This window comes from Gilliamella sp. W8128 (genome assembly GCF_016100545.1).
Lineage (GTDB): Bacteria > Pseudomonadota > Gammaproteobacteria > Enterobacterales > Orbaceae > Gilliamella > Gilliamella apis.
The window spans coordinates 117,227-141,905 of sequence record NZ_JACFSE010000007.1; the positions used below are offsets into that span (position 1 = coordinate 117,227).

22 protein-coding genes are annotated in these 24,679 nt (G+C 35.4%); 11 read left to right on the forward strand and 11 right to left on the reverse strand.

All coding sequences use genetic code 11. The features are described 5' to 3' along the window. Positions 1 to 5 precede the first annotated feature (5 nt). Both H3U97_RS08745 and H3U97_RS08750 read right to left on the reverse strand, forming a co-directional pair. Positions 6 to 1,427 carry a glycoside hydrolase family 1 protein gene (locus H3U97_RS08745; protein WP_198198725.1) on the reverse strand — a complete coding sequence of 474 codons (1,422 nt, stop codon included), beginning with the start codon at positions 1,425 to 1,427 and terminating at the stop codon, positions 6 to 8. After that, positions 1,417 to 3,321: a beta-glucoside-specific PTS transporter subunit IIABC gene (locus H3U97_RS08750; protein ID WP_198198726.1), complete on the reverse strand. Its 1,905-nt coding sequence runs from the start codon at positions 3,319 to 3,321 to the stop codon at positions 1,417 to 1,419. Before H3U97_RS08750 ends, H3U97_RS08745 begins: the two co-directional genes overlap by 11 nt. A gap of 795 nt (positions 3,322 to 4,116) precedes the next feature. On the opposite strand from H3U97_RS08750, the gene H3U97_RS08755 reads away from it, so the two are divergent. From H3U97_RS08755 to H3U97_RS08785, 7 genes are all read left to right on the forward strand, one after another. Continuing rightward, positions 4,117 to 5,988 carry a beta-glucoside-specific PTS transporter subunit IIABC gene (locus H3U97_RS08755; RefSeq protein ID WP_198198727.1) on the forward strand — a complete coding sequence of 624 codons (1,872 nt, stop codon included), beginning with the start codon at positions 4,117 to 4,119 and terminating at the stop codon, positions 5,986 to 5,988. Positions 5,989 to 5,991: 3 nt separating this feature from the next. Then, positions 5,992 to 7,458 carry a glycoside hydrolase family 1 protein gene (locus H3U97_RS08760; RefSeq protein WP_198198728.1) on the forward strand — a complete coding sequence of 489 codons (1,467 nt, stop codon included), beginning with the start codon at positions 5,992 to 5,994 and terminating at the stop codon, positions 7,456 to 7,458. Between the two features lie 14 nt (positions 7,459 to 7,472). Then, positions 7,473 to 8,309: a PRD domain-containing protein gene (locus tag H3U97_RS08765; protein ID WP_198198729.1), complete on the forward strand. Its 837-nt coding sequence runs from the start codon at positions 7,473 to 7,475 to the stop codon at positions 8,307 to 8,309. A 163-nt stretch (positions 8,310 to 8,472) separates the two neighbouring features. Then, positions 8,473 to 9,753, forward strand: a complete 1,281-nt coding sequence (locus H3U97_RS08770; protein ID WP_065579071.1) for an MFS transporter — start codon at positions 8,473 to 8,475, stop codon at positions 9,751 to 9,753. A 14-nt stretch (positions 9,754 to 9,767) separates the two neighbouring features. Continuing rightward, the gene (gene pdxY / locus H3U97_RS08775) at positions 9,768 to 10,631 is read left to right on the forward strand and encodes a pyridoxal kinase PdxY (protein ID WP_110453927.1); all 864 of its coding nucleotides are present in this window, start codon (positions 9,768 to 9,770) and stop codon (positions 10,629 to 10,631) included. A 96-nt stretch (positions 10,632 to 10,727) separates the two neighbouring features. Beyond that, complete coding sequence (locus H3U97_RS08780) at positions 10,728 to 11,195, forward strand: STY0301 family protein (RefSeq protein ID WP_198198730.1); 468 nt, start codon at positions 10,728 to 10,730, stop codon at positions 11,193 to 11,195. A gap of 277 nt (positions 11,196 to 11,472) precedes the next feature. Beyond that, positions 11,473 to 12,195 carry an IS1 family transposase gene (locus H3U97_RS08785; RefSeq protein WP_198198731.1) on the forward strand — a complete coding sequence of 241 codons (723 nt, stop codon included), beginning with the start codon at positions 11,473 to 11,475 and terminating at the stop codon, positions 12,193 to 12,195. Positions 12,196 to 12,492: 297 nt separating this feature from the next. Here the strand turns inward: H3U97_RS08785 and treC are convergent, their stop codons facing one another. The 4 genes from treC to H3U97_RS08805 form a co-directional block, all read right to left on the reverse strand. After that, positions 12,493 to 14,169, reverse strand: coding sequence for an alpha,alpha-phosphotrehalase (gene treC / locus H3U97_RS08790; protein WP_198198732.1), 1,677 nt, complete (start codon positions 14,167 to 14,169; stop codon positions 12,493 to 12,495). 78 nt (positions 14,170 to 14,247) lie between these two features. Continuing rightward, positions 14,248 to 15,675, reverse strand: a complete 1,428-nt coding sequence (gene treB / locus H3U97_RS08795) for a PTS trehalose transporter subunit IIBC (protein ID WP_198198733.1) — start codon at positions 15,673 to 15,675, stop codon at positions 14,248 to 14,250. A 182-nt stretch (positions 15,676 to 15,857) separates the two neighbouring features. Beyond that, positions 15,858 to 16,820 carry a trehalose operon repressor TreR gene (treR, locus tag H3U97_RS08800; protein ID WP_198198734.1) on the reverse strand — a complete coding sequence of 321 codons (963 nt, stop codon included), beginning with the start codon at positions 16,818 to 16,820 and terminating at the stop codon, positions 15,858 to 15,860. A 99-nt stretch (positions 16,821 to 16,919) separates the two neighbouring features. Next, positions 16,920 to 17,249, reverse strand: a complete 330-nt coding sequence (locus tag H3U97_RS08805; RefSeq protein ID WP_034901015.1) for a helix-turn-helix domain-containing protein — start codon at positions 17,247 to 17,249, stop codon at positions 16,920 to 16,922. 134 nt (positions 17,250 to 17,383) lie between these two features. Here H3U97_RS08805 and H3U97_RS08810 point away from each other — a divergent pair, with 134 nt between their 5' ends. Continuing rightward, the gene (locus tag H3U97_RS08810) at positions 17,384 to 18,019 is read left to right on the forward strand and encodes an NAD(P)-dependent oxidoreductase (RefSeq protein WP_198198735.1); all 636 of its coding nucleotides are present in this window, start codon (positions 17,384 to 17,386) and stop codon (positions 18,017 to 18,019) included. Between the two features lie 59 nt (positions 18,020 to 18,078). Here the strand turns inward: H3U97_RS08810 and flhA are convergent, their stop codons facing one another. The 5 genes from flhA to flgA all read right to left on the reverse strand — a co-directional run bounded on the left by flhA (position 18,079) and on the right by flgA (position 22,920). Continuing rightward, entirely contained in the window at positions 18,079 to 20,163 is a 2,085-nt protein-coding gene (flhA, locus tag H3U97_RS08815; RefSeq protein ID WP_198198760.1) for a flagellar biosynthesis protein FlhA, read from the reverse strand. Between the two features lie 20 nt (positions 20,164 to 20,183). Then, positions 20,184 to 21,314 carry a flagellar biosynthesis protein FlhB gene (gene flhB / locus H3U97_RS08820; protein ID WP_198198736.1) on the reverse strand — a complete coding sequence of 377 codons (1,131 nt, stop codon included), beginning with the start codon at positions 21,312 to 21,314 and terminating at the stop codon, positions 20,184 to 20,186. Between the two features lie 143 nt (positions 21,315 to 21,457). After that, on the reverse strand, positions 21,458 to 21,892 hold the full coding sequence (locus H3U97_RS08825; RefSeq protein ID WP_034901007.1) for a flagella synthesis protein FlgN: 435 nt from the start codon (positions 21,890 to 21,892) through the stop codon (positions 21,458 to 21,460). 23 nt (positions 21,893 to 21,915) lie between these two features. Next, a complete protein-coding gene (flgM, locus tag H3U97_RS08830; RefSeq protein WP_065579058.1) occupies positions 21,916 to 22,215 on the reverse strand; it encodes a flagellar biosynthesis anti-sigma factor FlgM in 300 nt (99 codons plus the stop codon). A gap of 78 nt (positions 22,216 to 22,293) precedes the next feature. Further along, entirely contained in the window at positions 22,294 to 22,920 is a 627-nt protein-coding gene (gene flgA / locus H3U97_RS08835) for a flagellar basal body P-ring formation chaperone FlgA (RefSeq protein WP_198192378.1), read from the reverse strand. Between the two features lie 192 nt (positions 22,921 to 23,112). Here flgA and flgB point away from each other — a divergent pair, with 192 nt between their 5' ends. Genes flgB through flgD form a run of 3 tightly spaced genes read left to right on the forward strand, consistent with a single transcriptional unit; the run spans position 23,113 to position 24,666 of the window. Next, positions 23,113 to 23,523, forward strand: a complete 411-nt coding sequence (gene flgB, locus H3U97_RS08840; protein ID WP_198198737.1) for a flagellar basal body rod protein FlgB — start codon at positions 23,113 to 23,115, stop codon at positions 23,521 to 23,523. Between the two features lie 2 nt (positions 23,524 to 23,525). Beyond that, positions 23,526 to 23,933, forward strand: a complete 408-nt coding sequence (gene flgC, locus H3U97_RS08845) for a flagellar basal body rod protein FlgC (RefSeq protein ID WP_086353945.1) — start codon at positions 23,526 to 23,528, stop codon at positions 23,931 to 23,933. Positions 23,934 to 23,946: 13 nt separating this feature from the next. Next, a complete protein-coding gene (gene flgD / locus H3U97_RS08850) occupies positions 23,947 to 24,666 on the forward strand; it encodes a flagellar hook assembly protein FlgD (protein WP_198198738.1) in 720 nt (239 codons plus the stop codon). The last annotated feature ends 13 nt before the right edge of the window (positions 24,667 to 24,679 follow it).

The following is a 24,679-nucleotide window of genomic DNA, read 5'->3' on the forward strand; positions in this document are numbered from 1 at the left end:
AACGGTTACGTCAATTTATCCAACTGCCCATTAGCCTTAATTAATTTCTGATACCAAAAATAACTCTTTTTCTTGATACGTTTCATATCTTTTAAATCAAATTCGCCTCGATTAACATAAATAAAACCATAACGCTTACCATAACCTTGATGAGTACTTACCACATCAATAACAGACCATGGGCAGTAACCAATAAGTTCAACACCATCGGTGATAGCCAATTGCATTTGGGTTATATGTTGGCTAATAAAGTCGATGCGATAATCATCGTTAACAGTATTATCTGCATTAAGTTTATCTGGAGCACCAATGCCATTTTCAGTAATTAGAATTGGTAAATTGTAGCGTTCATAAACTTTTCTTAAGGTTAATCTTAAACCAATAGGGTCAATTACCCATCCATAAGCCGTTTTGTCGACAAAAGGATTTTCCGCAGCTCGATAAACTCCCTGTTCACCCAACATGATTTGTTGATCACCAGCTCTGGCTGATATATCGGAAGCATTTCCTTTACTGGCGGCAATTGTTGCTGTTGAATAATAATTCATGGCAATAAAATCAGGTTGAGCATTTTTTAATACAACGAGATCCTCTGCCAAAATTGTTGGGCAAAGCCCTCTATCCTGTAAATAACTTAAAAATAACGCATTATAGCGCCCCAAAATAGCGGTATCGAGGAAACTCCAACATCGAATAGTTTCCCAATTATGAGCTGCTATAGCATCTTCAGGTCGGCAAGTTTCAGCATACATTGAAGTGATATTTAATGCTGGCCCAATTTTAGCATTGGGACAAAGAGTGTGGCATAGCTGCATAGCTTTAGCCTGAGCGATAAACATATGGTGATTTTGTTGATAGAGTGTTTTCTTATCTGGTAATTTACCATTTTCAGGAACACCAATTGCACCAGGATGAAGAATCATGGTGTTTTGTTCATTAATTGTTAGCCAATATTTAACTTTTTCACCAAAATTTTGGAATAGAACTTCAGTATATCGGACAAAAGCATCAATGGTTGATCGTTCGCTCCATCCACCTTGTTTGTCCAATTTATAGGGTAAATCAAAGTGATATAGAGTTACTATCGGTTCAATATCATAACGTTTAAGTTCATCAATTAAGTTATGATAAAAATCTAATCCTTGTTGATTAACGTCACCAATACCATCTGGAATAATACGCGTCCAAGCAATAGAAAAACGATAGGCTTTTAAGCCTAATTCGGCAAAAAGCCGTACATCTTCTTTATAATGATGATAGTGATCACTTGCTACTTTAAAATCGGCTACATCTTCAGGATGACAATACATATCGACAATTGACGGAGACTTTCCATCTTCATCCCATGCCCCTTCAAACTGATAAGCCGATGTTGATCCTCCCCATAAAAAATTTTGAGGAAACGGTTTTAATGTTTTATAGAGCATGATTATCACCTTGATTTGCTTTTTTAACTAATATCAGATCATCACCTATTGCCACCATATTTTTCTTAAAATTTTCAACAAAATACTGATCTGAATGTAAAATAATTATTGGGGTAGTTGTCATATAACCAGCTTGATTGATAGCAGCTAAATCAAATTCAATTAACTCATCACCAATATTAACCCGCTGACCTTGTTCAACTTTAGCTGTAAAAAATTGGCCACCTAACTTAACGGTATCTAGTCCTATATGGATCAAAATTTCAATACCCTGATCACTTTTTATACCGATCGCATGTTTTGATTCAAGTAAACTGACAACCTTACCACTAATTGGTGCAACAACTTTACCTTGATTAGGCTCAATGGCTATACCATCACCTATCAAATTTTTTGAAAAAACATCATCTTTTACTTCTGATAGTGGTATTACTTTTCCTGTTAAAGGACTGCTTAAGATAACATTACTCAAATCAGCAGCGACAGAGTTATTTGTTGAAGATAATGTTGATTCTGTATCAATAGTTTTAATCAAATCATCCTCATCAATTGGATCATCAAATCCCATAAACCATGTCAATACAAATGTTACGACTATCGCAATACAACATGTCACCAGAGCATGAACAATATTCATCGGGTTATCGCCTATAAAAGCAGGTAAACCAGCTAATCCTGGTGATACAAAAGCATAACGTAATAATCCAGATACCCCTGCATAAACGCCAGCAACTCCACCACCTATCATTGAAGCAATTAATGGGCGTTTTAACTTTAAGGTTACGCCATACAATGATGGTTCAGTAATACCTAATAATGCGGTGAAACCAGCAGAATACCCAAGTTGTTTTAGATTTTTATTTTTAGTTTTGATTGCTACATATAATGTAGCTGCACCTTGTGCTATATTTGAGGCTAGCATACCAGGGCCATTAATCATTTCAGAACCATTACGGCTTAATTGTCCTGTTGCAATTGGTGTCATTGCCCAAGCTGTACCGGTAATAATTAAAAATGGCTGTAATCCGCCCATTAACATTGGAATTAACCAACTAGCTTTACTATTTATATAACCCGCCCCTTGTGCAACTAAATCATTTAGTAAGATGCCAAATGGACCAATAATCACTAATGCTAATGGCCCAGCTATCAATAGAATAATCATTGGTTTGATAAAAAATTTTATCATTGATGGAGTCACTTTTTCAGCAAAGCGCTCAATATAAGACATTGCCCATACGGTAATAATGATAGGTAATACAGAACCTGCATAATCGGCTAATTTAACTGGGATACCAATAAAAGAAACATCTTGACCCAACGCCATTAATTTTCCTAAATTGGGGTGTAACATTGCACCTGCAATAGTCATAGCTAAAATAGGATTACACGAAAATTTACTTGCAGCACCATAGGCTAACAAAATAGGCATAAAGAAAAATGCCGCATCGGCCAACATATCCAACAAATAATAGGTATGGCTATCTGGCGATAACACCCCCATTAATTTACATATAGCTAATAACGCTTTAATCATCCCCGCACCAGTTAATGCAGGAATTACAGGCGTAAATGAAGTGGATATAATACCAATAATATATGAAAGTATTCCTTCTTTCTTTTTGCTTCTTACCTTGCCATGTTCTTGGTTAGATAAATTTTGACTAATAGCTTGATACACTTGTTGGACTTCGTTACCGATCACTACTTGGAACTGCCCTCCACTATCTACAATACTAATAACACCAGCCAATTTCATGATTGCATCACAATCAACGATATTTTTATCAAAAAGATCAAACCGTAAACGAGTTGCACAATGAGTCAAGGAATTAACATTACCTTTTCCCCCAACTAACCGCAAAATTTGTATTCCTAACTGTTGATAATCCATATATACACTCACTCTAAAAGATCCAAAAAAAAAGACCAAAACAAAAACTCACCTTCTAGATAAGTTTTTGTTTTGGTCCTGCCTGAATTAAATCAGTAACATGCCTTAATGGATCCGATAGTATATATAACTAATATTGATTTCAAATTAAAATTCAATAAATGTGATCTATATCTTATTTTATATAACTTAGATAATTATATTGCTATGCGTTAATTAAGCGCGAACTTTAATATTTTTACTAATTTTTAAGGTGCTTTCAATTTCAGTTTTGTGCAATCAATTGAACTCTTTATTTAATAAAATAACCCAAATAATCCACTGTGAATAATCACTAATCATCTTTAGGGGAATGTGTTGAAGAAATTACTGAATCAACAAAAAGGCAATATATATTATAATGGTGTTGAATACCCTTTACCGGAACCAGTATATTAATATCTAAGTAACCAAGATCCTCTACTCCAATCAAAACCTAAAATGGACAGATTCTATCTTTAATCTTCTGTCCTTTATTTTTAACTTCGTAAATGATTCTTTTATAGTTTATTTACTTCATATCTTAATAAATTAAAACAATTAGTTAACTTAACAGTTATTCTGCGGTAGTGATTGAGATCTAGTTCACAGTTCTTCTAAATCAAAATTGACTCAACGCCAATTGTATGTTTGTATGCTATTAAACAGGCATGTGACTGGTAGAGCAGGCAGGACCTTAATAAATTGCGTAGGTAAAACAGCATTTTATTAGGTTCTGCTTTTTTTTACCACTAACAAAAGCAATAGGAGATAGTAATGGATTATCAAAAAATAGCCGTAACCATTCTAGATAATATTGGTGGCAAAAGTAACATCGCGCATTTAGAACATTGTGCAACAAGGCTAAGATTTACCTTAAAAGATGATAACCTAATTAATATTGCGGCTTTAGAAAAAATTGAGGGTGTTATAGGCGTACGGCAAAACGTTCAATGCCAAATAATTATTGGTAATGAAGTGGTTGAAGTTTATAACGAAATAATTAAATTAATTGGCAACATTAACGAAAATATCGTTAACCATCAGCCTAATAGCAAGAAAAAAATAAGTGCTATTTTACTCGATTTTCTTGTTTCAATTTTTCAACCATTAATTCCAGCAATTGCTGGCGGCGGTCTGTTGAAATCTTTTGTAATACTGTTTGCCATGCTCGGATTGATTGATGAGAATGGATCGAACTATAAAATTTTGCAATTAATTGGTAGTGCGCCCTTATATTTTTTACCGATACTGGTCGCATTTACCACCGCGAATAAATTAAAAGCGAATCCATTAGTAGCGGCATCCGCGGTAAGTGCGTTAATCCTTCCTGATATGGTGGCTCTACTACAAAAGGACAGCACCCTCTTCTCTTTGCCTTTAGAGAATATCAATTATGCGTTTCAAATATTTCCAGCCATTTTAACCATCCTTTTTTATTCTGTTGTTGAAAAATTTTTCACGAAATATTCATTTAAAGTTATTCGTCTGTTCTTTGTGCCAATGATGAGTTTAATCATTACCGTACCGGTCTCGTTACTGTTACTTGGTCCCCTTGGCTACAACGCCGGTGTGATATTTTCTAAATTTATTATATTTTTTTATACCCATTTTTCATGGATTACCACCGGATTATTAGCCGCGGTACTTCCATTTATGGTTTTTGCCGGCATGCATAAAGCAATGCTGCCTTATGCCATTGATGCAATGGGTAAAACTGGATGTGAAATGTTATATATGCCAGCTTCTTTGGCACACAATATTGCTGAGTCAGGTGCTTGTTTTGGTGTAAGTATTAAAACTAAAAATAGTAAATTAAAATCGATTGCTTTATCTGCCGGATTATCCGCCCTTTTTGGTATTACCGAACCTGCGTTATATGGTGTGACAATTGTAAATAAAAAAATTCTTTATAGCGTGATGGCTGCTGGATTAATTGGTGGCGCTTTTGCTGGCATTATTTTACTAAAAGCATTTGTTCTTGTTGGTCCCGGTTTAGCCAGTATGACCATGTATATTGATAAAGACAATGCGATGAACATAGTCTGGGCTTTTGTCACTTTTGGAATATCCTTTTTAGTCGCATTCATTCTTTCCGCCATACTATTCAAAGATAGTATTGAGATTGATGATGAAAAGATAAATAACAACACTAAAAATATAACTAAAGATGAAGTTATCCAAATTAGAAGCCCGATTAAGGGTAAAGTGATACCAATGACGGAAATTAACGATAATGTTTTCTCTACTGGTATTGTTGGTCAAGGTATCGGTATTATTCCCAATGATGGCGTTTTAAAATCACCCTGTAAAGGGGTTATCGCTATGATATTCCATACTAAACATGCATTGAGTATTAAATTAAATAATGGTGCTGATCTGCTTTTCCATATAGGAATCGATACGGTACAACTCAATGGAGATGGCTTTGAGACACTGGTTAATGTTGGCGATATTGTCGATATTGGTGATGATTTAATTAAATTTGATATCAACATCATCAAAAATAAACAACTAGATCCTACTGTAATATTTTTAGTCACCAATCCAGAAGACTATACTATTTCTACTTTTAATGAAAATAAACAAGTCACTAACGACGATACTATTTTAGAAATTAAGCCAAAGATATTAAGCTATGGAGAGTAACCAATGAAAAATTTAGCATTTCCAGATAATTTCTTATGGGGCGGAGCGATAGCCGCCAATCAAATCGAAGGCGCATGGAATATTGACGGCAAAGGACTTTCTGTTGCAGATATAGCAACCTATAAACCAAATCTCGATGTCAAAGATTATGTTGCTCATATGGCAGTAACCAGTGAAGGAGTAATGGCGGCGATAAACGATCCTTCTGATAAAAATTATCCGAAACGACGAGGGATTGATTTTTATCATCGTTATAAAGAAGATTTAGCGCTTTTTGCTGAAATGGGATTCAAGACATTACGCTTATCCATTGCTTGGACTAGACTGTTTCCTACTGGTGAGGAACTTACACCTAATCCTAAAGGAATTGAATTTTATAAAAATGTCTTTAAAGAGATGAAACGACTGGCAATAGAACCTATTGTCACCTTATCACATTATGAAATGCCAGTAGCATTAAGTATTAAATATAATGGTTGGGTAAAACGTTCAGTAATTGATGATTTTGTCCGTTTTTCTACCGTTTGTTTTGACCAGTTTGGCGCTTATGTAAAATATTGGTTAACCTTTAATGAAATAGACAGTATTTATCGACATCCTTTTACCACAGCCGGAATTATTCCGGATAAATGTAAAGACGGGCAGCTTGAACAAGATATCTATCAAGCTTTACATCATCAATTTGTAGCAAGTGCACTGGTTACCAAAATCGCCCATGAAAAAATCCCAGATTGTAAAATAGGCTGTATGCTCACTAAATTAACCACTTATCCATTGACGTGTAAGCCAGAGGATGTGGAATTGACGTTGCAAAAAACCTTAGACAATTACTTTTATACAGATGTGCAAATTAAAGGCGAATATCCAAAACTGATATTGACCAATTTAAAACAAAAAGGAATTGATATTAAGTTTGAAGAGGGCGATCAAGAAATACTTAAACAAAATACCGTCGATTTCTTATCTTTTAGTTACTATATGTCAAAAGCTGAATCGACAAATCCTGATGCTGATCGCATACCCGGTAATACGATTATCGGCGTTAAAAATCCTTATTTAAAATCCACTGAATGGGGCTGGCAAATCGATCCTAAAGGGCTAAAAATTTCACTAATTGAACTCTATGACCGCTATAATATTCCAATGATGATCGTCGAAAATGGGATTGGCGCGATTGATAAGTTAGAGGGCGACACCGTTCATGACCATTATCGAATTGAGTACTTTAAAGAACATTTCAAACAAATGAAAGAAGCTATTGATGAGGGCGTGGAGTTAATTGCTTATACCAGTTGGGCACCAATAGATTTAGTCAGCGCCAGTACTTCGCAAATGTCGAAACGATATGGTTTTATTTATGTCGATCAAGATGATGAAGGTAATGGCACCTTAGCTAGATATAAAAAGGAATCATTTTATTGGTATAAAAAAGTGATTGAAACCAATGGTAAAGCTATTTACGACAAATAGCTGGAGTGTGAATAATGATTTTGGTGGTGAAAGTACTCAATTCTAGTGTCGTTTTAGTCGAAGAAGAGGGTATCGAGAAAATTGTATTAGGCAAAGGCATTGGTTTTGGTAAAAAACTAGGTGATACGATTGATGATGAGCGAGTGGATAAAATCTTTTTAGAGAATAATGTCAAGCTTGCTTATATCACCGATTTAGTCAAAGAAGTGCCTTTTCAATTTTTTCAGATAACCAAAGAAATCATCACATTAGCTGAAAACAACTTAAACAGAAAACTGAATAATAATATTTATTTAACACTGACAGATCATATTTACTTTGCGGTTGAACGAGTTAAAAAAGGTCTGTTTATACCCAATAAATTATATTGGGAAATAAAAAATTATTATCCGCAAGAGTTTAATATCGCTAAGCAAGCTATTGAGTTACTCAATGCCAGATATAATCTCACTTTTCCTGAAGAAGAAGCGAGTAATATTGCATTTCATCTCATTAACGCTCAAACCACGACCACGCAAAATCTTAATACGTTTCAATATGCCAAAATGATAAATTCAATAGTGAATTTGGTGAAGTATTCCGTCGGCGTGCCAATAGATACCTCATCAATTCACTATAGCCGTTTTATTACCCATATTAAATTTTTTGTAGAACGATTTTATGCCAATAATCAATTACAAGAAGATAATAACGATCTTTATCAACAAATATCCTCGCTTTATCCTTATGCGATGCATATTGCAGAAAAAGTAAAACAGTACATCGATCAAACTTATCATAGCTCAATATCTGATGATGAGGTGGTCTATTTGGGGATCCATATTAATAGACTAATACGCAATACCAAATGAATAGTCTTTGATTTTTATCTAAACAGGTTACGCTAAAGTAAGCAATCCTTTTTAGATAATTTTTCTTATCTTATCAGATAACAAATTGTGATATTAATGGTTTTGTGTTAGTTTCTTTGTCTCAACTAACTACATTCATTATTGGCTTTGCCAAGGTCTAACTATGCCCAATTCATCTGCTAAAAAAGTCGCTTTTGCAGCTTTTATTGGTACTACCATTGAATGGTATGATTTTTATATCTATGCGTTAGCATCAGTCTTAATTTTTGGTCAGCTTTTCTTTCCTTCTGATAATCAATTTGTGCAAGTTTTAGGGGCGTTTGCCTCATTTGCAGTTGGTTTTTTATCTCGACCATTAGGCGCAATAATTTTTGGTCATATTGGCGATCGATTAGGGCGGAAAAAATCACTAATTATTACCTTGCTATTAATGGGCATTGCTACAACGTGTGTTGGTTTGTTACCCTCTTATCAACAAGCAGGAATCATCGCACCGATACTGTTAGTTGGATTACGTATTTTACAAGGTATTGCTGTCGGTGGTGAATGGGGTGGCGCAGTATTAATGGCTAATGAACATGCTCCCAAAGGCTTAAAAAACTTCTTTTCATCGTTTGCTCAGTGGGGTAGTCCGGCAGGTAATATTCTCGCATTATTGGTTTTTTCTTATATCATTAGCTTGCCTACCGATAAACTTATAGATAGCGGTTATTGGCGCATCCCATTTTTAGTCAGTTTTGTTTTATTAATTGTTGGAATTATTGCCAGAATTACCTTAACTGAGTCACCCGTATTTATCGAATCAGCTAAAAAGCAAGCTAGCTTGAAACAAAAAGAGTCAGTGCCAATTATTGAGGTGTTTAAACGGGCAACGCCAATACTGGTATTAGCTATATGCGCCAATGTACTATCATTTAGTGGTATTTTTTCTAATACGCTAATGATTGGTTATACCACAATGGCACTAGGGGTTGAGAAGAAGATCATCGTTGATGCACTATTTTGGATTGCAATAGTACACTTTATAGCGCAACCGTTTATCTCTTATTTTTCAGAAAAGTTCTCAGCAACACGCTTTTTAATTATTTCAGCAATATTAGCGATGGCATCCGTATTTTTGTTATTCCCAATTATTCAAGCAGGAACAAAAACCAGTTTTATTATTGGTATTTCATTAAATGTGATCTGTTACAGTGGTTTCTATGGAGTAATAGCGGGTTATTTAAGCCGAATTTTTCCTGCTAGAATTCGTTATACTGGACTATCCATGAGCTATCAAGGTTGCGCAGCTATTTTTGGTAGCCTTATTCCATTGATCGGGGGTTATATTATCTTTACCTACCAAACTTATTGGTTACCATTAGCGCTATTTTATTGTGGATTAGCAATGCTATCCATTATCAGCATCTATCTTTTAAGCCATTATCACTATTATGATGAATAAAAAGGTAACTACTTATGAAAACCGTTTTATCAATTCAATCTAATGTTGTTTATGGCTATGCAGGCAACAAAGTTGCCACATTAGCCATGCAATTACAAGGCGTTGAAGTCATGCCAATCCACACAGTGCAACTATCGAGTAATACGGTCTATCCCGATTATGATGGTATTGTACTTGGGGCTCAGCAAATTACACGGATCGTAAATAGTCTCGAAAAAATTGGCGTTTTAAAATCAATTGATGCCGTCATATCAGGTTACATTGGCCTTGCCGAACAAGGTGAAGAAATTATCGAAGCAGTAAAAAAGATAAAATATTATAACTCTAACGCCATTTATGTGTGCGATCCGGTTATGGGCGGAGATATTAATAAAGGCAGTTCGCTACCGCAAAATATTATTGATTTTTTCACTAAGCAAGCGATTAAACATGCAGACTATATTACGCCGAATTTATTAGAATTACAGATATTATCGAATATCGAAATTAAAACCTTTAGCGATGTACAAACGGCAATTAAAAAACTGCAAAATCAACCTATCCAGGCAATTTTAGTTAAAAATTTAGTCCATGCCGGTAAAACCACAGAATTGTTTGAAATGATATTAGCCACACCATCGCAAAGTTATCACCTTGCCCGTCCATTATATGATTTTCCTTATCGTCCATTGGGCGTTGGCGATTTAATCTGTAGTTTGTTCACTGCTCATTTAATTAATGGCAAATCACAATTAAATGCATTTGAACTAGCCGCCAATGCAGCGAATCACGTATTAGCAGTTACCAAACAAAAAGAGGCTAGAGAACTAGCGATTATTGATTCACAAGACTGGCTAAAAAAACCTGATTTACAGTATCGAGCAACACCATTATTATAAAAACAGCATTTTAAAATAATTTGATTTAGATTATTGGCATAATTAATTAAAAGCGCTAATAATAGATTAATATGCCATATAAACAGGATGGATGAGATGAAAGGTTACCGAATAAATATTAGTTTGATTGTAATAGCGTGGTTGGCAACTATTGGAGTAGCTACTGCTTATGAACTTGATTGCCCAACCCGAATCAATATTAAATCCGATCATCCTGAACTTGAAGCAACTCCTGAGGGTTGGCAAGTTTCAATGAAAAAAAACCGTAGTTTACTACTCAGTGGTATTGGTGTTTATTCCGATGAGCCAGTTAAATTATTTCAATTAAAACCTGAAATTGGCATTATTGATGGCAAAAAACATGACCTCACTTGGCAAATCAATTCAGCCTATGATGAAAATGGAAACTACGTTAGTTGTAGCTATAATGGCGATGAAGTCCAATTAGTAAAAAAAATCGATCCATCGATGAAAAGTTGCTGGGCGGATTATTCAAATGATAAAAACCAAGCCATAAAAGCCAAACTTATCTGTAGTGCTAGTGAATGGCAAAAGGTGGAATAAATCTGGTTTTTTAATTTTAAATGCTTTGAATTTAAGTATCTTTAATAGTGTTTGCTATGCTTAGTCGGTTTGATAATTATCTCATCGACTTATCAAATTTGGCATATTTTAATCTATGCTTAGATGTCATTAATTGAACTAATAAGAAACATATCAAGATTTGTAACAAGAAAATAAGATATTTGTGGTTTTACACAATGAAAAAATTATGCCTTTTCCTGTATTCATTATGTGTAAAAATAATTAAGGAGTCTATGCCATCAAAGGGTCAACGATCATGTATCATTCTCTATTACCGATTAAGCAACATCTTGCCGCTGAGCGTTTTTTGCTAGCATTGCCGGATTTGGTGGCGACAACGCCTTTATGTCGACGTTTTAAACCAGCTTCATTATTCATAAATATTGCGCCAATGACGTTAAGCAATCAACCACATAGCTTTATTGCAGATAAGTTTAACCTTTCAGCACGAGCAGCACGGCGGTGGGATAATGTTATTCGTCAGTTGTTAGCACAATATGAACCAGATCTTTATCAAGCGATTCTTAACCTTGCTCAAGCAAAACCAACAGAAGTTTTTCAGCAAGCTAAGGCTTTTAAGTCGTGGCTTACTGGGCTACTTAAGACGTCTGTCATGCCTTGCGATTATTGCCACTCTTTGAATACTATTCGCATTGGCCATCGGCTTAATTTCCGTTGTAAAACCTGTCGGCAAACCTTTAATCCACTGAAAAAATATCAACTTAATAAGTTATCTCACCATGAACGATGGTTGCCGTTTATTGATTTATTACTCCAAGGTGAAACATATAAAACCATTCAGCAAAAATTAGACATTAATACCAATACCGCAGCTAAATGGCAGCGCTATTTTTTTACATTGATGGAAGAACAAGGATTTACACTTTTAGTTAACTATTGCCGAACAAAGCGACGCCAGCGTTATCGTCAAACTTGGTTAGATATTAATGTGAATAGTCCACATATTAAAGCTAAATAATATTAATATAATTGTAAAAAATATTGAGAAGTCTATACCATCTTAATTTTTCTTAATAAGAAAATAGATGCGATAAAACACAATAATTCCATGTTGAGAATTTTTAGTTACTTTTTATAATCATATAGTTATGAAAAAGTCCATCCTCAAGATAAGGTTTAGCTGTGGTTTGAATTAAACCGGCATTCTCTTGTGCTTGAATGACTGGAGTAATCACTTATATCAATCATGATTATTAATAAAAAAGCGTTCATTTTAATAACGGCACTTTTTTACATTCAATTTTACTAAAGCTTATTATTTATCATTACCAGCCAATAAATATAATGCTTCGTATGGTCTTAATTGGATTTCAGCGTCGAATGCTGTTGCTGGCTGATAATTACTCAATAATCTTTGCCAATTAGTACTTTGTAAGGTTTTTGGTAACTGCCAGTTAACAGGTTGTTCAGTAAGATTGGTTATCACTAATAGTTGTTGATTATTATAACGGCGCAAGTAACACCAATAATCAGCAACATTGGCGGTTAAATCCTGATAATCACCTAAAATAAATATCGGGTATTCTTGGCGTAATTTAATTAACGTTTGATAGCAGTAAAAGATAGAATTAGGGTCTTCAAGTGCTGCTTTGACATTGATTTGTTGATAATTACCTGCCACTTCGATCCATGGTTGACCTTTAGTGAAACCGGCATTTAAGCTATCATCCCATTGCATAGGTGTTCGGCTATTGTCGCGCGATTTGCTCGCTAATATGGCTAAGATTTCCGCTTTATCCATACCTTCGGCTATTTTTTCGTGGTAGATATTTAAACTTTCGACATCACGATATTGGTTAATACTATTAAAATGCGGATTGGTCATGCCGATCTCTTCACCTTGATAGAGATATGGCGTACCTTGTAATCCATATAGCAACATAGCAAGCATTTTCGCTGATTCACGGTGATATTGGTTTTCATTGCCTAAGCGCGACACAATTCGCGGTTGATCGTGATTACACCAGAAAATAGCATTCCAAGCTTTATTATGCATCCCGGTTTGCCACTCACCGATAATATTTTTTAACTGGAGTAGATCCGGTTTGGCTAATGCCCATTTATAGCCATTTGGATAATCGACTTTTAAATGGTGGAAATTAAATGTCATAGTTAGCTCTTTTCCGTCTAACGAGGCATATTTTAAGCAGTTTTCTAACGTGGTCGAAGACATTTCCCCCACCGTTTTTAGATCATTGGGTTGAAAAGCATCGCGACTCATTTCTTGTAAAAACTCGTGGATTTTAGGTCCATCCGTGTAAAAGCAGCGACCATCCCCGTTTTTATCATCTGCAAAATCTTGTTGTTTGGAGACTAAATTAATCACATCTAACCTTAAGGCATCCACGCCTTTGTCTGACCAAAACTGGCATACTTTTTTAATTTCGTTACGAACTTGTGGATTTTCCCAATTAAGGTCAGCCTGCTCTTTGGCAAATAGGTGTAAGTAATATTGCCCAGATTGTTCATGCCATTGCCATGCTTTACCACCAAATTTGGAGCGCCAATTATTGGGCTCGCTACCGTCGGCCTTAGCATCTTTCCAGATATAAAATGAGCGGTACGGGCTGGCTTTATCTAAAGCTGATTTAAACCATGGATGCTCGGTCGAGGTGTGGTTGAACACCATATCCATCATAATGCGGATCCCTCTTTCATGCGCCTGTTTAATCAGTAATTCAAAATCATCCATTGAGCCATAAGCCGGGTCGATATCGTAATAATCGGCAACATCATAGCCATTATCAATTTGCGGTGATGGATAAATTGGCGTTAACCAAATGGCACTAATACCAAGTTTTTTTAAATAATCTAAGCGACTGATAATACCTAACAAATCACCGGTTGCCTGATCTTGACTGGCTTGAAAACTTTTTGGGTAGATTTGGTAAATGGTACCGTTTTGCCACCATGGGATAGCTATTTTATTCATTGCTCGCTCTTTATTTTTAATCAGTAGATTCAATTTCACCAGCGGTAAAAACCGTGGTGAATCCCCTATTTATAACCGTTATCTGATATTTAACGTGCCTTTTTTCTGTTTTATTTTGTAAACAATGGCGGTTAATACGATTGGCACCACAATCGCCACCAACATAGCCAAGGCATAAATCGCCCAGTAGACTGGTTTTATCGATAGGATACCGGGTAATCCACCGACGCCGATACCATTGGATAACACCCCATATAAGCCACAAATTAATCCGGCACAAGCAGCACCAATCATGGCGCAAAACATCGGGAATTTATAGCGTAAATTGATACCATACATCGCTGGCTCTGTCACACCGAGATAGCCAGATATTGCTGCAGGAATGGATACTTCACGTTCATTATGTTTTTTACTTATTAAGATGATACCAACCACCGCTGATGCTTGGGCGATATTGGATAAGGCGATAATTGGCCAAATAGGTGTGCCGCCCATACTTTCGGTCATCTGCATATCGATAGCTAATGTGGTGTGATGAATACCAGTAATAACCAAAGGTGCATAGAAGAAGCCAAAAATAGCTGAACCAATAAAGGCATAATCACCGGTCATTAAATACTTAACCACATAAGCGATACCATCACCAAGTATGCGTCCAATTGGTCCTAAAACAAAGTGAGCTAAGACGACTGATACCATTAAGGCAACGATTGGCACGATAACTAGATTTAAGTAATCAGGTACAATTTTGCGAAGACGCGTTTCAATCCATCCCAACGCTAAACCGGCAAAAATTGACGGTATAACTTGTGCTTGATAGCCAACTTTAGCAATGGTAAACCAACCAAAATCCCATACCTTGGGAATGGCCTTACCCAAATCATAAGCATTCATCAGTTGTGGTGAAACTAATGTGATGCCTAATACAATGCCCAAAACGGGTGATCCGCCCATTTTTTTCACCGTAGACCAGCAAATAGCTACCGGTAAGAAGTGAAAGATAGCTTCACACGGTAACCATAGGAAATCGTTAATTGGTATCAGCCAACTAAAAGTGTGTATTAGCGGTTTATTGTCAATGGTTGGCATTTCACCAATCACATTACGTAAGCCAAGTAGTAAACCACCGGCAATGAGTGCGGGTAATAATGGCACGAAGATTTCCGCTAAATTCGAGATTAACCGTTCAAACCAGGACATATTTTGTTTAGCTGCGGCTTTGGTTTGTTCTTTGGTTGCTTCATCAATATTTAACTGTTCAGTGAGTAATTTGTAATAACGGTCAACATCCGTGCCAATAATAACTTGGAATTGCTCGGCGTTATTAAAGCAACCTTTGACAAAAGGTAATTCTTCAATAGCGTCAACATTGGCTATTTTCGGATCAGCAAGCGCAAATCTTAATCTGGTTAAACAATGGGTGACACTGGCAATATTTTCTTTTCCGCCAACCAGCTCAATTAGTTGCATAATTGATGCGGTTGAAACTTTAGGTGCTTTCGCCATTGTTAAGTCTCCTTATTTTCAATTTAAGCCAATATTTTGGTTTTTAGTTAAATCATTTCGATCCTAATTTGATAGAGATTAAGCATAAATGGAATGACTATTTAAATAAATGGGAACGTTCCCTTTTTGTGATAAACCTCACAAATTTCAGATAATCACAGCTAAATGCTATACACAGTGAGTTATTTCAGTAATTGGGATGGAACAGTAATAATTTTAGCGTTTACTTGTTTTTCTAACATCAGTAATAGCTCGTTTGCAGCATAGATGCCCGCTTTATCAAAACCAAGATCAACCGTTATCGTTTGAGAAAATAAGAAATTTAGTAACTCACTACTACCGATACTAATAACAACAATATTATTAATATTTTTTTCCGATAAAAATTTATTTAAGCCTAAAGCAATCGAATCAGTAGCACAAACTATCGCTGTTGGTGAATGAACTAACACCGATTCGGCAAGCTCATAACCAGAATAATAACTTAAATTACCAAGTACGGCATTGGCTTGAATTTTATAGGTAGTACAAAAATCAATATAGGCCTGATAACGTAAACCACCGGTAGTTTGATCTTGTTTATCAACACCAATAAAACCTATTTTTTTATGTTTTTCTGATTGATATAAGTAAGTTAGTGCTTTATTTACTGCACCAATATCATCATAACAAATACAAGAATAAGCCGGAAATGGCCTAGCAATCACCACACATTTATGTTGCCAAACCGTTAACAATGAACTGTCCAATCCCGTAAAAGCAAACACAATAATGCCATCAGCTTGTTTTTCTCTTAACATCGTCAGATGTTCGGCGACTTTTGTGGCACTAAATTGACTCTCAATAATTATAGGATCATAGCCATTAGCATAAAAAATCGGCAACATACTTTGCACTGCATGATTTTCAGATATTGAATCAAGGCGTGTAACAATAATACCGATAACCTTATTACCATAACCGCGCATTGCTCTTGCTGATTTTGAAGGCGTGAATTGATATTGTTCAACAATTGCCATCACTTTATTGCGAGTTGATTCCTTCACCATAGGATCGTGATTAATCACTCGTGAAACCGTCGATTTACTGACGCCACTTAATTTAGCTATATCTTTAATGGTTAAATTAGTTGATGATTTACTCATAATCGATTTGTTGAATGAATATCAATTAAATCATAGTAATACAGATTAAAGAAAATAGCGATAATCATATCAATGATAAGATTATCGCTAATTCTGATCTTATTTGCTGTATTTTAATTTGTAGATGCTACCCCAATCTAACATAGCATCGTGTACTTGCTTTAAACTTTCTCCGACTTCAGTTAAGGTATATTCCACTTTAGGGGGCACTTGGGCATACACTTTGCGGGTAATTAAACCATTTTTTTCCATAGTACGTAGATGAGAAGTAAGCACTTTTTGTGAGATGCCGTTGAGTGATTTTTTCAGTTCACCAAAACGTTTGGTGCCAGAAAGTAAGTCTCGCACAATTAGCACTTTCCATTTGTCACCCATTAATAATAGGGTGGTTTCAACAGGACATGGCGGTAAATTTTCAATTGCCTGCATAATAAAATTCCTTTAATTTCAACAATAGTATCTAAACGGTAACTATATTACTACTTGGTACCTACTTTACAATAGAAACTTTGGCTATTAAGCTAAAAAAATTAATTTATCTAAGTTGTAATAAGGAGAACAAGATGAAAATTGCAGTAATTGGTGCAAATGGTAAATCAGGACAGCTATTGGTTAAAGAAGCATTATCACGAGGACATGATGTCACAGCTATCGTACGTAAACCAAGTTCAAATAGCGACGCAAAAGCGAAAGTATTAGTTAAAGATCTATTTCAATTAACTTATGACGATTTAAAACCATTTGATGTGATTATTGATGCATTTGGTACTTGGACACCTGAATCACTACCATTACATCAAACTAGCCTTAAACATTTAACCGATATTTTAAGCGGTAAACCTAACCGTTTATTAGTTGTTGGTGGTGCCGGCAGTTTATACGTCAACCCAGAGCATACCGTTCGTTTAGCCGATTCACCAGATTTCCCTGATGAATTTAAACCATTAGCCAACAATATGGCGAAAGCTTTAGATCATCTAAGAACCTGTGATGATGTGCAATGGACCTATTTAAGCCCAGCAATTGAGTTTATTGCTGATGGTGCAAGAACTGGTCATTATATTGTTGGTGGCGAGCAATTCTTAGTTAACAGCCAAGGTAAAAGTCAAATCAGCTACGCTGACTATGCGATCGCTATGATTGATGAAGCAGAAAAAGCCCAACATATCAAACAACGTTTCACTGTTGTCGCTGAATAATCAAATTATCCAAAAGTCTTGCCAATTTAATAGGTAAGACTTTTTGGTTTATCTCTTATCTATTCACTACCAATTTGACAGGTCACTTTGATTTCACGATTATCACTAATTTCTAAATTTGATAATACCGCTAATTGTGGAAAGTTAGGTCTTAAAAACTGCGCCAACATAGCCCGCAAGGTATGATTAACTAATAAAACTGGCGGTGCACCAATTGCATCTTGTTGATTAAGGGCTTGCTGAAGCTGTTGGAGTATATGTTCCGCCAAACCTGGCTCAACATTACTGGTATTTTGTAACGCTTGCAGTAATATTCGCTCTAAACTGATACTTAATCCAATCACTTTTATCGGCTCTGTTCCCGGAAACCACTGCTGAGTAATCACTCTACCCAATGCTATTCTAACAATACTAAGTAACTGGTAAGCATCATTTTGGTTAGCTGCTTGTTCACAAATTGTCTCAATAATCGTACGCATATCACGAATAGAGACTTTTTCGGCCAACAAGTTTTGTAAAATTTTATGAAACGTGGTTAATGGCACTACACCAGGAATAAAATCCTCGACTAATTTAGGAATATCTTGTTTGATGCGATCCAGTAATTCTTGCGTTTCTAAACGTCCTAATAGATCACTGGCAAATTGATGCAATAAATGATTAAAGTGAGTAGCAATCATGGTACTGGTATCAACTACGGTATAACCTAATATTTGGGCCGCTTCTTTATTATTGGCATCTATCCAAACCGCGGGTAAACCAAATGCTGGTTCAGTTGTTGCAATACCATCAATTTTTTCGGTCACTGTGCCAGGATTAATCGCTAACCACTTGTTATTCATAATTTCACCTTGACCTATTTCGCCACCCTTTATAAAAATTTTATATTGATAAGGAGATAATGAGAGGTTATCGCGAATATGTACTTGCGGTGGTAAAAAACCTAATGTTTGGGCAAACTTTTTGCGCAAACTACGAATTCGGCCTAGTAATTCACCATTTTGATTTTGATCAACCATAGGGATTAAGCCATATCCGACTTCCATCGCTAAAATATCTTCAATATTGACATCAGCCCATGAAGCTTCAACATTTGTTGGTTTAGTTGCTGCTACATTTTTTTGCGGAGTAGACACTGACTTTTCAAGTTTCTTTTGTTTGCTTAACCACCACGAAATGAGCGATAAAATAGCCGTAAACATTAAAAATACTAAATTTGGCATACCCGGAATAAGACCAAGTAACCCAATTACAACCGCAGTTAAGATTAATACTTGTGGATTATTAAATAACTGCTTTAACATTTGGTCACTGATGTTTTCTTGTGAAGTGACCCGCGTCACAATAACACCAGCAGCAGTGGAAATAATTAGGGAAGGAATTTGCGCAACTAATCCATCACCAATAGTTAATAGCACATAGGTTGTACTGGCATCGGATAATGTCATACCATGCTGCATCACCCCAACTAATAAGCCACCGACAATGGTAATCGCCATAATCAATAAACCAGCGATAGCGTCACCACGCACAAATTTACTTGCCCCGTCCATGGAGCCATAAAAATCGGCTTCTTGAGTAACTTCTGCACGCCGAGCTTTAGCTTCATCCTCACCGATTAGTCCTGCATTAAGGTCGGCATCAATAGCCATTTGCTTACCCGGCATACCATCTAATGCAAAGCGAGCACCTACTTCAGCTATCCTACCCGCGCCTTTAGTGATTACCATAAAGTTAATAATAACTAAAATGATAAACACAACAATACCAATGGCAAAATTACCACCAACTAAAAAGTGGCCAAAAGCTTCAATTACTCGACCAGCCGCATCACTACCAGTATGGCCTTTTAGTAACACCACTCTAGTTGAGGCAACATTAAGGGATAAGCGCAATAAAGTTGCAAACAATAAAACGGTGGGAAAAGCGGCAAAATCGAGAACTCGCTTAGTAAACAGTGCCACAATCAAAATGATAATGGATAAGGCAATATTAAAAGTAAAAAAGAGATCTAAAATAAATGCTGGTAAAGGTAATACCATCATCGAAAGAATCAATAAAATCAGCATTGGTCCAGTTAAAATTCGATAATGACCATTTTTTAAGCTATTTATTGATAATAGATTAGTTAATTTTGATTTCATCATAACAATTGCAATTACCTTTATTTATTCACAGATAAAGATTCTGGGATTGATAAATTGGTTGGTTTGAGTGGTTTTTCACCACCATATCTATGCCATCTTTTTAATTGATAAACCCAAGCGAGAATTTGTGCTACCGCAGCATAGAGCTCTGCTGGTATTGATTTACCTATCTCACCATGGCGATATAATGCTCGAGCTAAAGGTGGTGCTTCTAATTGCGGGATCTGATGCTCTTGAGCAATTTGTTTGATTCTGCTCGCTATATTATCGGTACCTTTAGCCAATATCCTAGGGGCACTCATGGTTTTTTCATCATATTGCAGAGCAACCGCATAATGGGTTGGGTTAGTAACAATAACATTAGCTTTTGGGACATCTTTCATCATCCTACGCCTTGCCATTGCCTGCTGCATTTGTCGAATACGTCCTTTAATTTGCGGATTACCTTCTTGCTCTTTAAACTCATCTTTCACTTCTTGCTTCGACATTTTTAACTTTTTCAAATTGCTCCATATTTGGTAAAAAATATCAAAACCTACCATTGGTATTAAGGCTAATACAATCAATAAACTAGCATAAATCAGCAATTGCATTACCTGAGATAACGCATTATTTAAATACATACTGGGTAGTGCCAGCATATTGGGAAATTGATGTATCAAAAATAGGGCAGCTGCAAAAGCGATTAAAACCACTTTAAGAATACTTTTAAACAATTCGGAAAAAATTCGCAGACTAAATAACCGTTTAAATCCACTAATAGGATTCAATTTGCCTAAATTAGGCTTAATCGATTGTAGACTAAACAGCAAACCACCAACACTAAGCGGAGCAATGATAGCGACAATAACTAATCCCACAAAAATAGGTAAAATCGCCCAAAATCCAGCGGTTAATAAATTAATTAAATTGAAAATATTCTGTTTATCATCATCGGTTCGGTGGGCAACTAACATGGCTTGTTGAATAATTGCTTTTAATTTGCTAACAAAATGTGTTCCCATTATCCAAAACAACATAATGCCAACTAATAATATAATTAGCGATGTTAACTCACGAGATCGAGGAATTTGCCCCTTTTCCTTAGCCTTTTTTAATTTACTATCGGTGGGTTGTTCACTTTTCTCTAGATCACTATCATCAGCCATATATTAGTTAAACCAATTTTACTGTCTAATTACACTTTACTTTGATAGCACAGTATGAACGCAACTGATTAAAGTTATTGGCTTAATAAGACCCTAAATTACTGGTTATTTAACTCGTTTAGCTTTAAATAGCATTAAAATGATTAAACTTTAGCACGTTTAGATGAAATAGTTTCAGGCTGTTGATAACCGTGATAAGTATAAACCGCGGGGTTATTAATACTTTTCAAATAATCAATCGATTGTTGTGTCATATTCATACGATTTTGAATAAGTATACCGTTATCCCGATTGATTTGAGCTAATCGTTGAGTGGTATTAGTGATGGCTTGCCATTTCAACGCTAGCTCTGGGTTTTCACTATAAGGTGATTGGATATTATAGCGTGCACTTACTTTTAGCCGTTTTTCATCGAGTAACTTTAACTCGATAAGTAATTGGCTTTTTTGATTTATAACGTCATTTAATTGGCTAATTGTATTAGTTCCAATTAGGATTTGCTGTTCAGACTCTAGAATATCTGAAAGTGATTGCAACATGACTGTTACATTATTAAAAATGTTATCTAACTCTAACATTATGATATTCCTTCAAAAATTAATTAGCTTTCAATCTCTTCAAGAGTTTGCTTAATAATTTCGTCTGCAATTTTATTTGGATTGATGACTAAGTTACCATTAGTAATGGCCTGTTTTATTTTCTCAATTTTACTAATATCAATATCATTTTCTGTCGAATGTAATAATGCGATAGTGTTTTGGCTTAATTTGACATTGCTATTCAAATTTAAGCTATTTGACGTTTGCACAGATGCTTTAGTTTCTTTATTTTGTCCATTTATTAAATCACGATTCAGCAATCCCGATACTGCTGTAACCAATTTTGTTGCATCTATACTCATAAAATTCCTTTAATTCAAGTCAAGGTTTATAGGGTTGGTTTAGTCTAATTATCGGCAAAAATCAAAAAATCATTAATTTTATTTATTAATAATAATGATAGCTTTTTCACTAACAACACCTTCAACAACATTACCCGTATTAAGTTTAATATTAATCGATTCTCCCAATGCCCCATTACTTAATGTCTTGCCATGCGTTGCAATTGAGTAACCTTCGCCATTAATAATGACCTTTACGGTTTGACCGGCTTTAACATACCAGTTTTTCTGCAGCATTGAATTTTTTATTACTTCACCATCATTAATATTACGTAAAGCAAGATGATTGATAACTTCAGATTGATTTAAAATTACTGTTGCTGGTAATTTATCTAGCTGACCAGACTGCATTTTTACCAGTTGTTCAGTAATTAATGTTCCTGCACTAATTGCTTGTTTAGCAATAACATAATGGCCACTCACAGCGACGTATATCTGGATATATTTAGTGATATTTTCGCATTTGGCGGTAATGGTTAAATTGCCCCATTGTTTATTTTTGTTCAATATCGCCAATGTTGGTGAGTCACAACTTAATTGTGGTTTTGCAGTTGGATAATTAATGACAACTTTATCAACATTCACATCAATAAGTTGTTGATGGATCAGATCACTAATTTGTTTTTCAAGTGCAGTGGCACAAACTATTTTTGAACAACCTAACATACAAAAAAGAAACAACAATCTAATAATCTGAGGCATATTTGTTGGGGTTCATGTAATTATTGATAACTAAATTGTACTTTATAAACCCATCTATCGAATGTTGAAATAAGGGCAATTTTTATCGTTATTTATACGATGATTTTTTTTTGATTTGCTTAAAATTCTTTTTATCTATCAGGATGAGATGATTTTATGCTAAATAAATTAGATACTTTCGTTAATTTTCACCAACAAGCACTCAATGTTCGTGAAAACCGTCAAAATATACTTGCAACCAATATTGCTAATAGTGATACGCCTAATTACCAAGCGAGGGACATTGATTTTAATACTGAATTAAATAGAGCCATCAATAATCAATCGACCCACAATAATATAAAACTAACTATTACTTCTGCAAAACATATTCAAATAACTAGCGCTGATTTCACTAATTATAATCTTCTTTATCGTATTCCTTATCAATCATCTGCTGATGGCAACACTGTTGAGATGGATCAAGAACGAACGGCTTTTATGGATAACAGTATCCACTATCAAAGTAATTTAACCTTTTTAGGTGAACAGTTTAAAAATGTCATTTCGGTATTACAGCAAGGATAATCATCATGAGCTTCTCTATTTTTTCGGTTTCTGGTTCAGCCTTAATGGCACAAACACAACGAATGAATGTCAGTGCCAGTAATTTAGCTAATGCTGATAGTGTTACCAGTACTTCTGGTCAAGCTTATCGAGCCAAACAAGTTATCTTTCAAGTCGATGACAATGGTTATTCCAATAGTGTTGCTGGAGTAAAAGTAGCACAAGTTATTGAAGATCCTGCGCCAATGAATTTAGTTTATGAACCTAATCATCCTTTGGCTGATGAACAAGGCTACATTCAAAAACCTAACGTTGATGTAGTAGCAGAGATGGTTAATACCATTTCTGCATCTCGTAGCTACCAAGCAAATGTAGAAGTGATTAACACCGCAAAAAGTTTAATGCTAAAAACACTGACTCTAGGACAATAAAAGGGCGTAATTGATGGGTATTTCGAATGTAGCAGTTTCAGAATCAACTAATATGGCCAATCCACAAGCGCTAAAGAAAGGTTCGTCTGATAGTAACTCAAGTCAGGAACTACAAGATAATTTCTTAACATTACTTATTGCCCAAATGAAAAATCAAGATCCTACCAATCCAATGGATAACAGTCAGTTAACCTCGCAATTAGCACAAATCAATACGTTAGCAGGTATCGAACGACTGAATACCACATTAGGTATGGTTTCAGGCCAAATTGACGATAGCTTATCGGTCAATGCCAGCAACATGATTGGTAAAGGTGTCATGGTTCCAGGTAATAAAATTTTGGTTGCTACATCAGAAGTGGAAGGTTCGGAAAGCGAAAAGGAAACTATTACCACACCATTTGGCTTTGAACTTATGCGTGATGCTGAGTCAGTGGTCATTACCATTAAAGATGAAAATGGCAATGTTGTACGTGAGGTCGATTTAGGTTCGATTCCTGCTGGAGTTAGCTCTTTTACTTGGGATGGTGAACTTAATGATGGAACACTGGCGCCAGATGGTAGTTATACGTTTTCGGTTAATGCCACTTATGACGGGCAAAAAGTATCATCCACACCACTATGTTACTCGGTTGTGTACGGCGTAATAAATAGCAAAGTTAATAATAAAGTATTACTTGATTTAGGGATACTTGGTTCAATTAGTATTGACGAAGTACGTCAAATTCTTTAAAGGGGAATAAGTT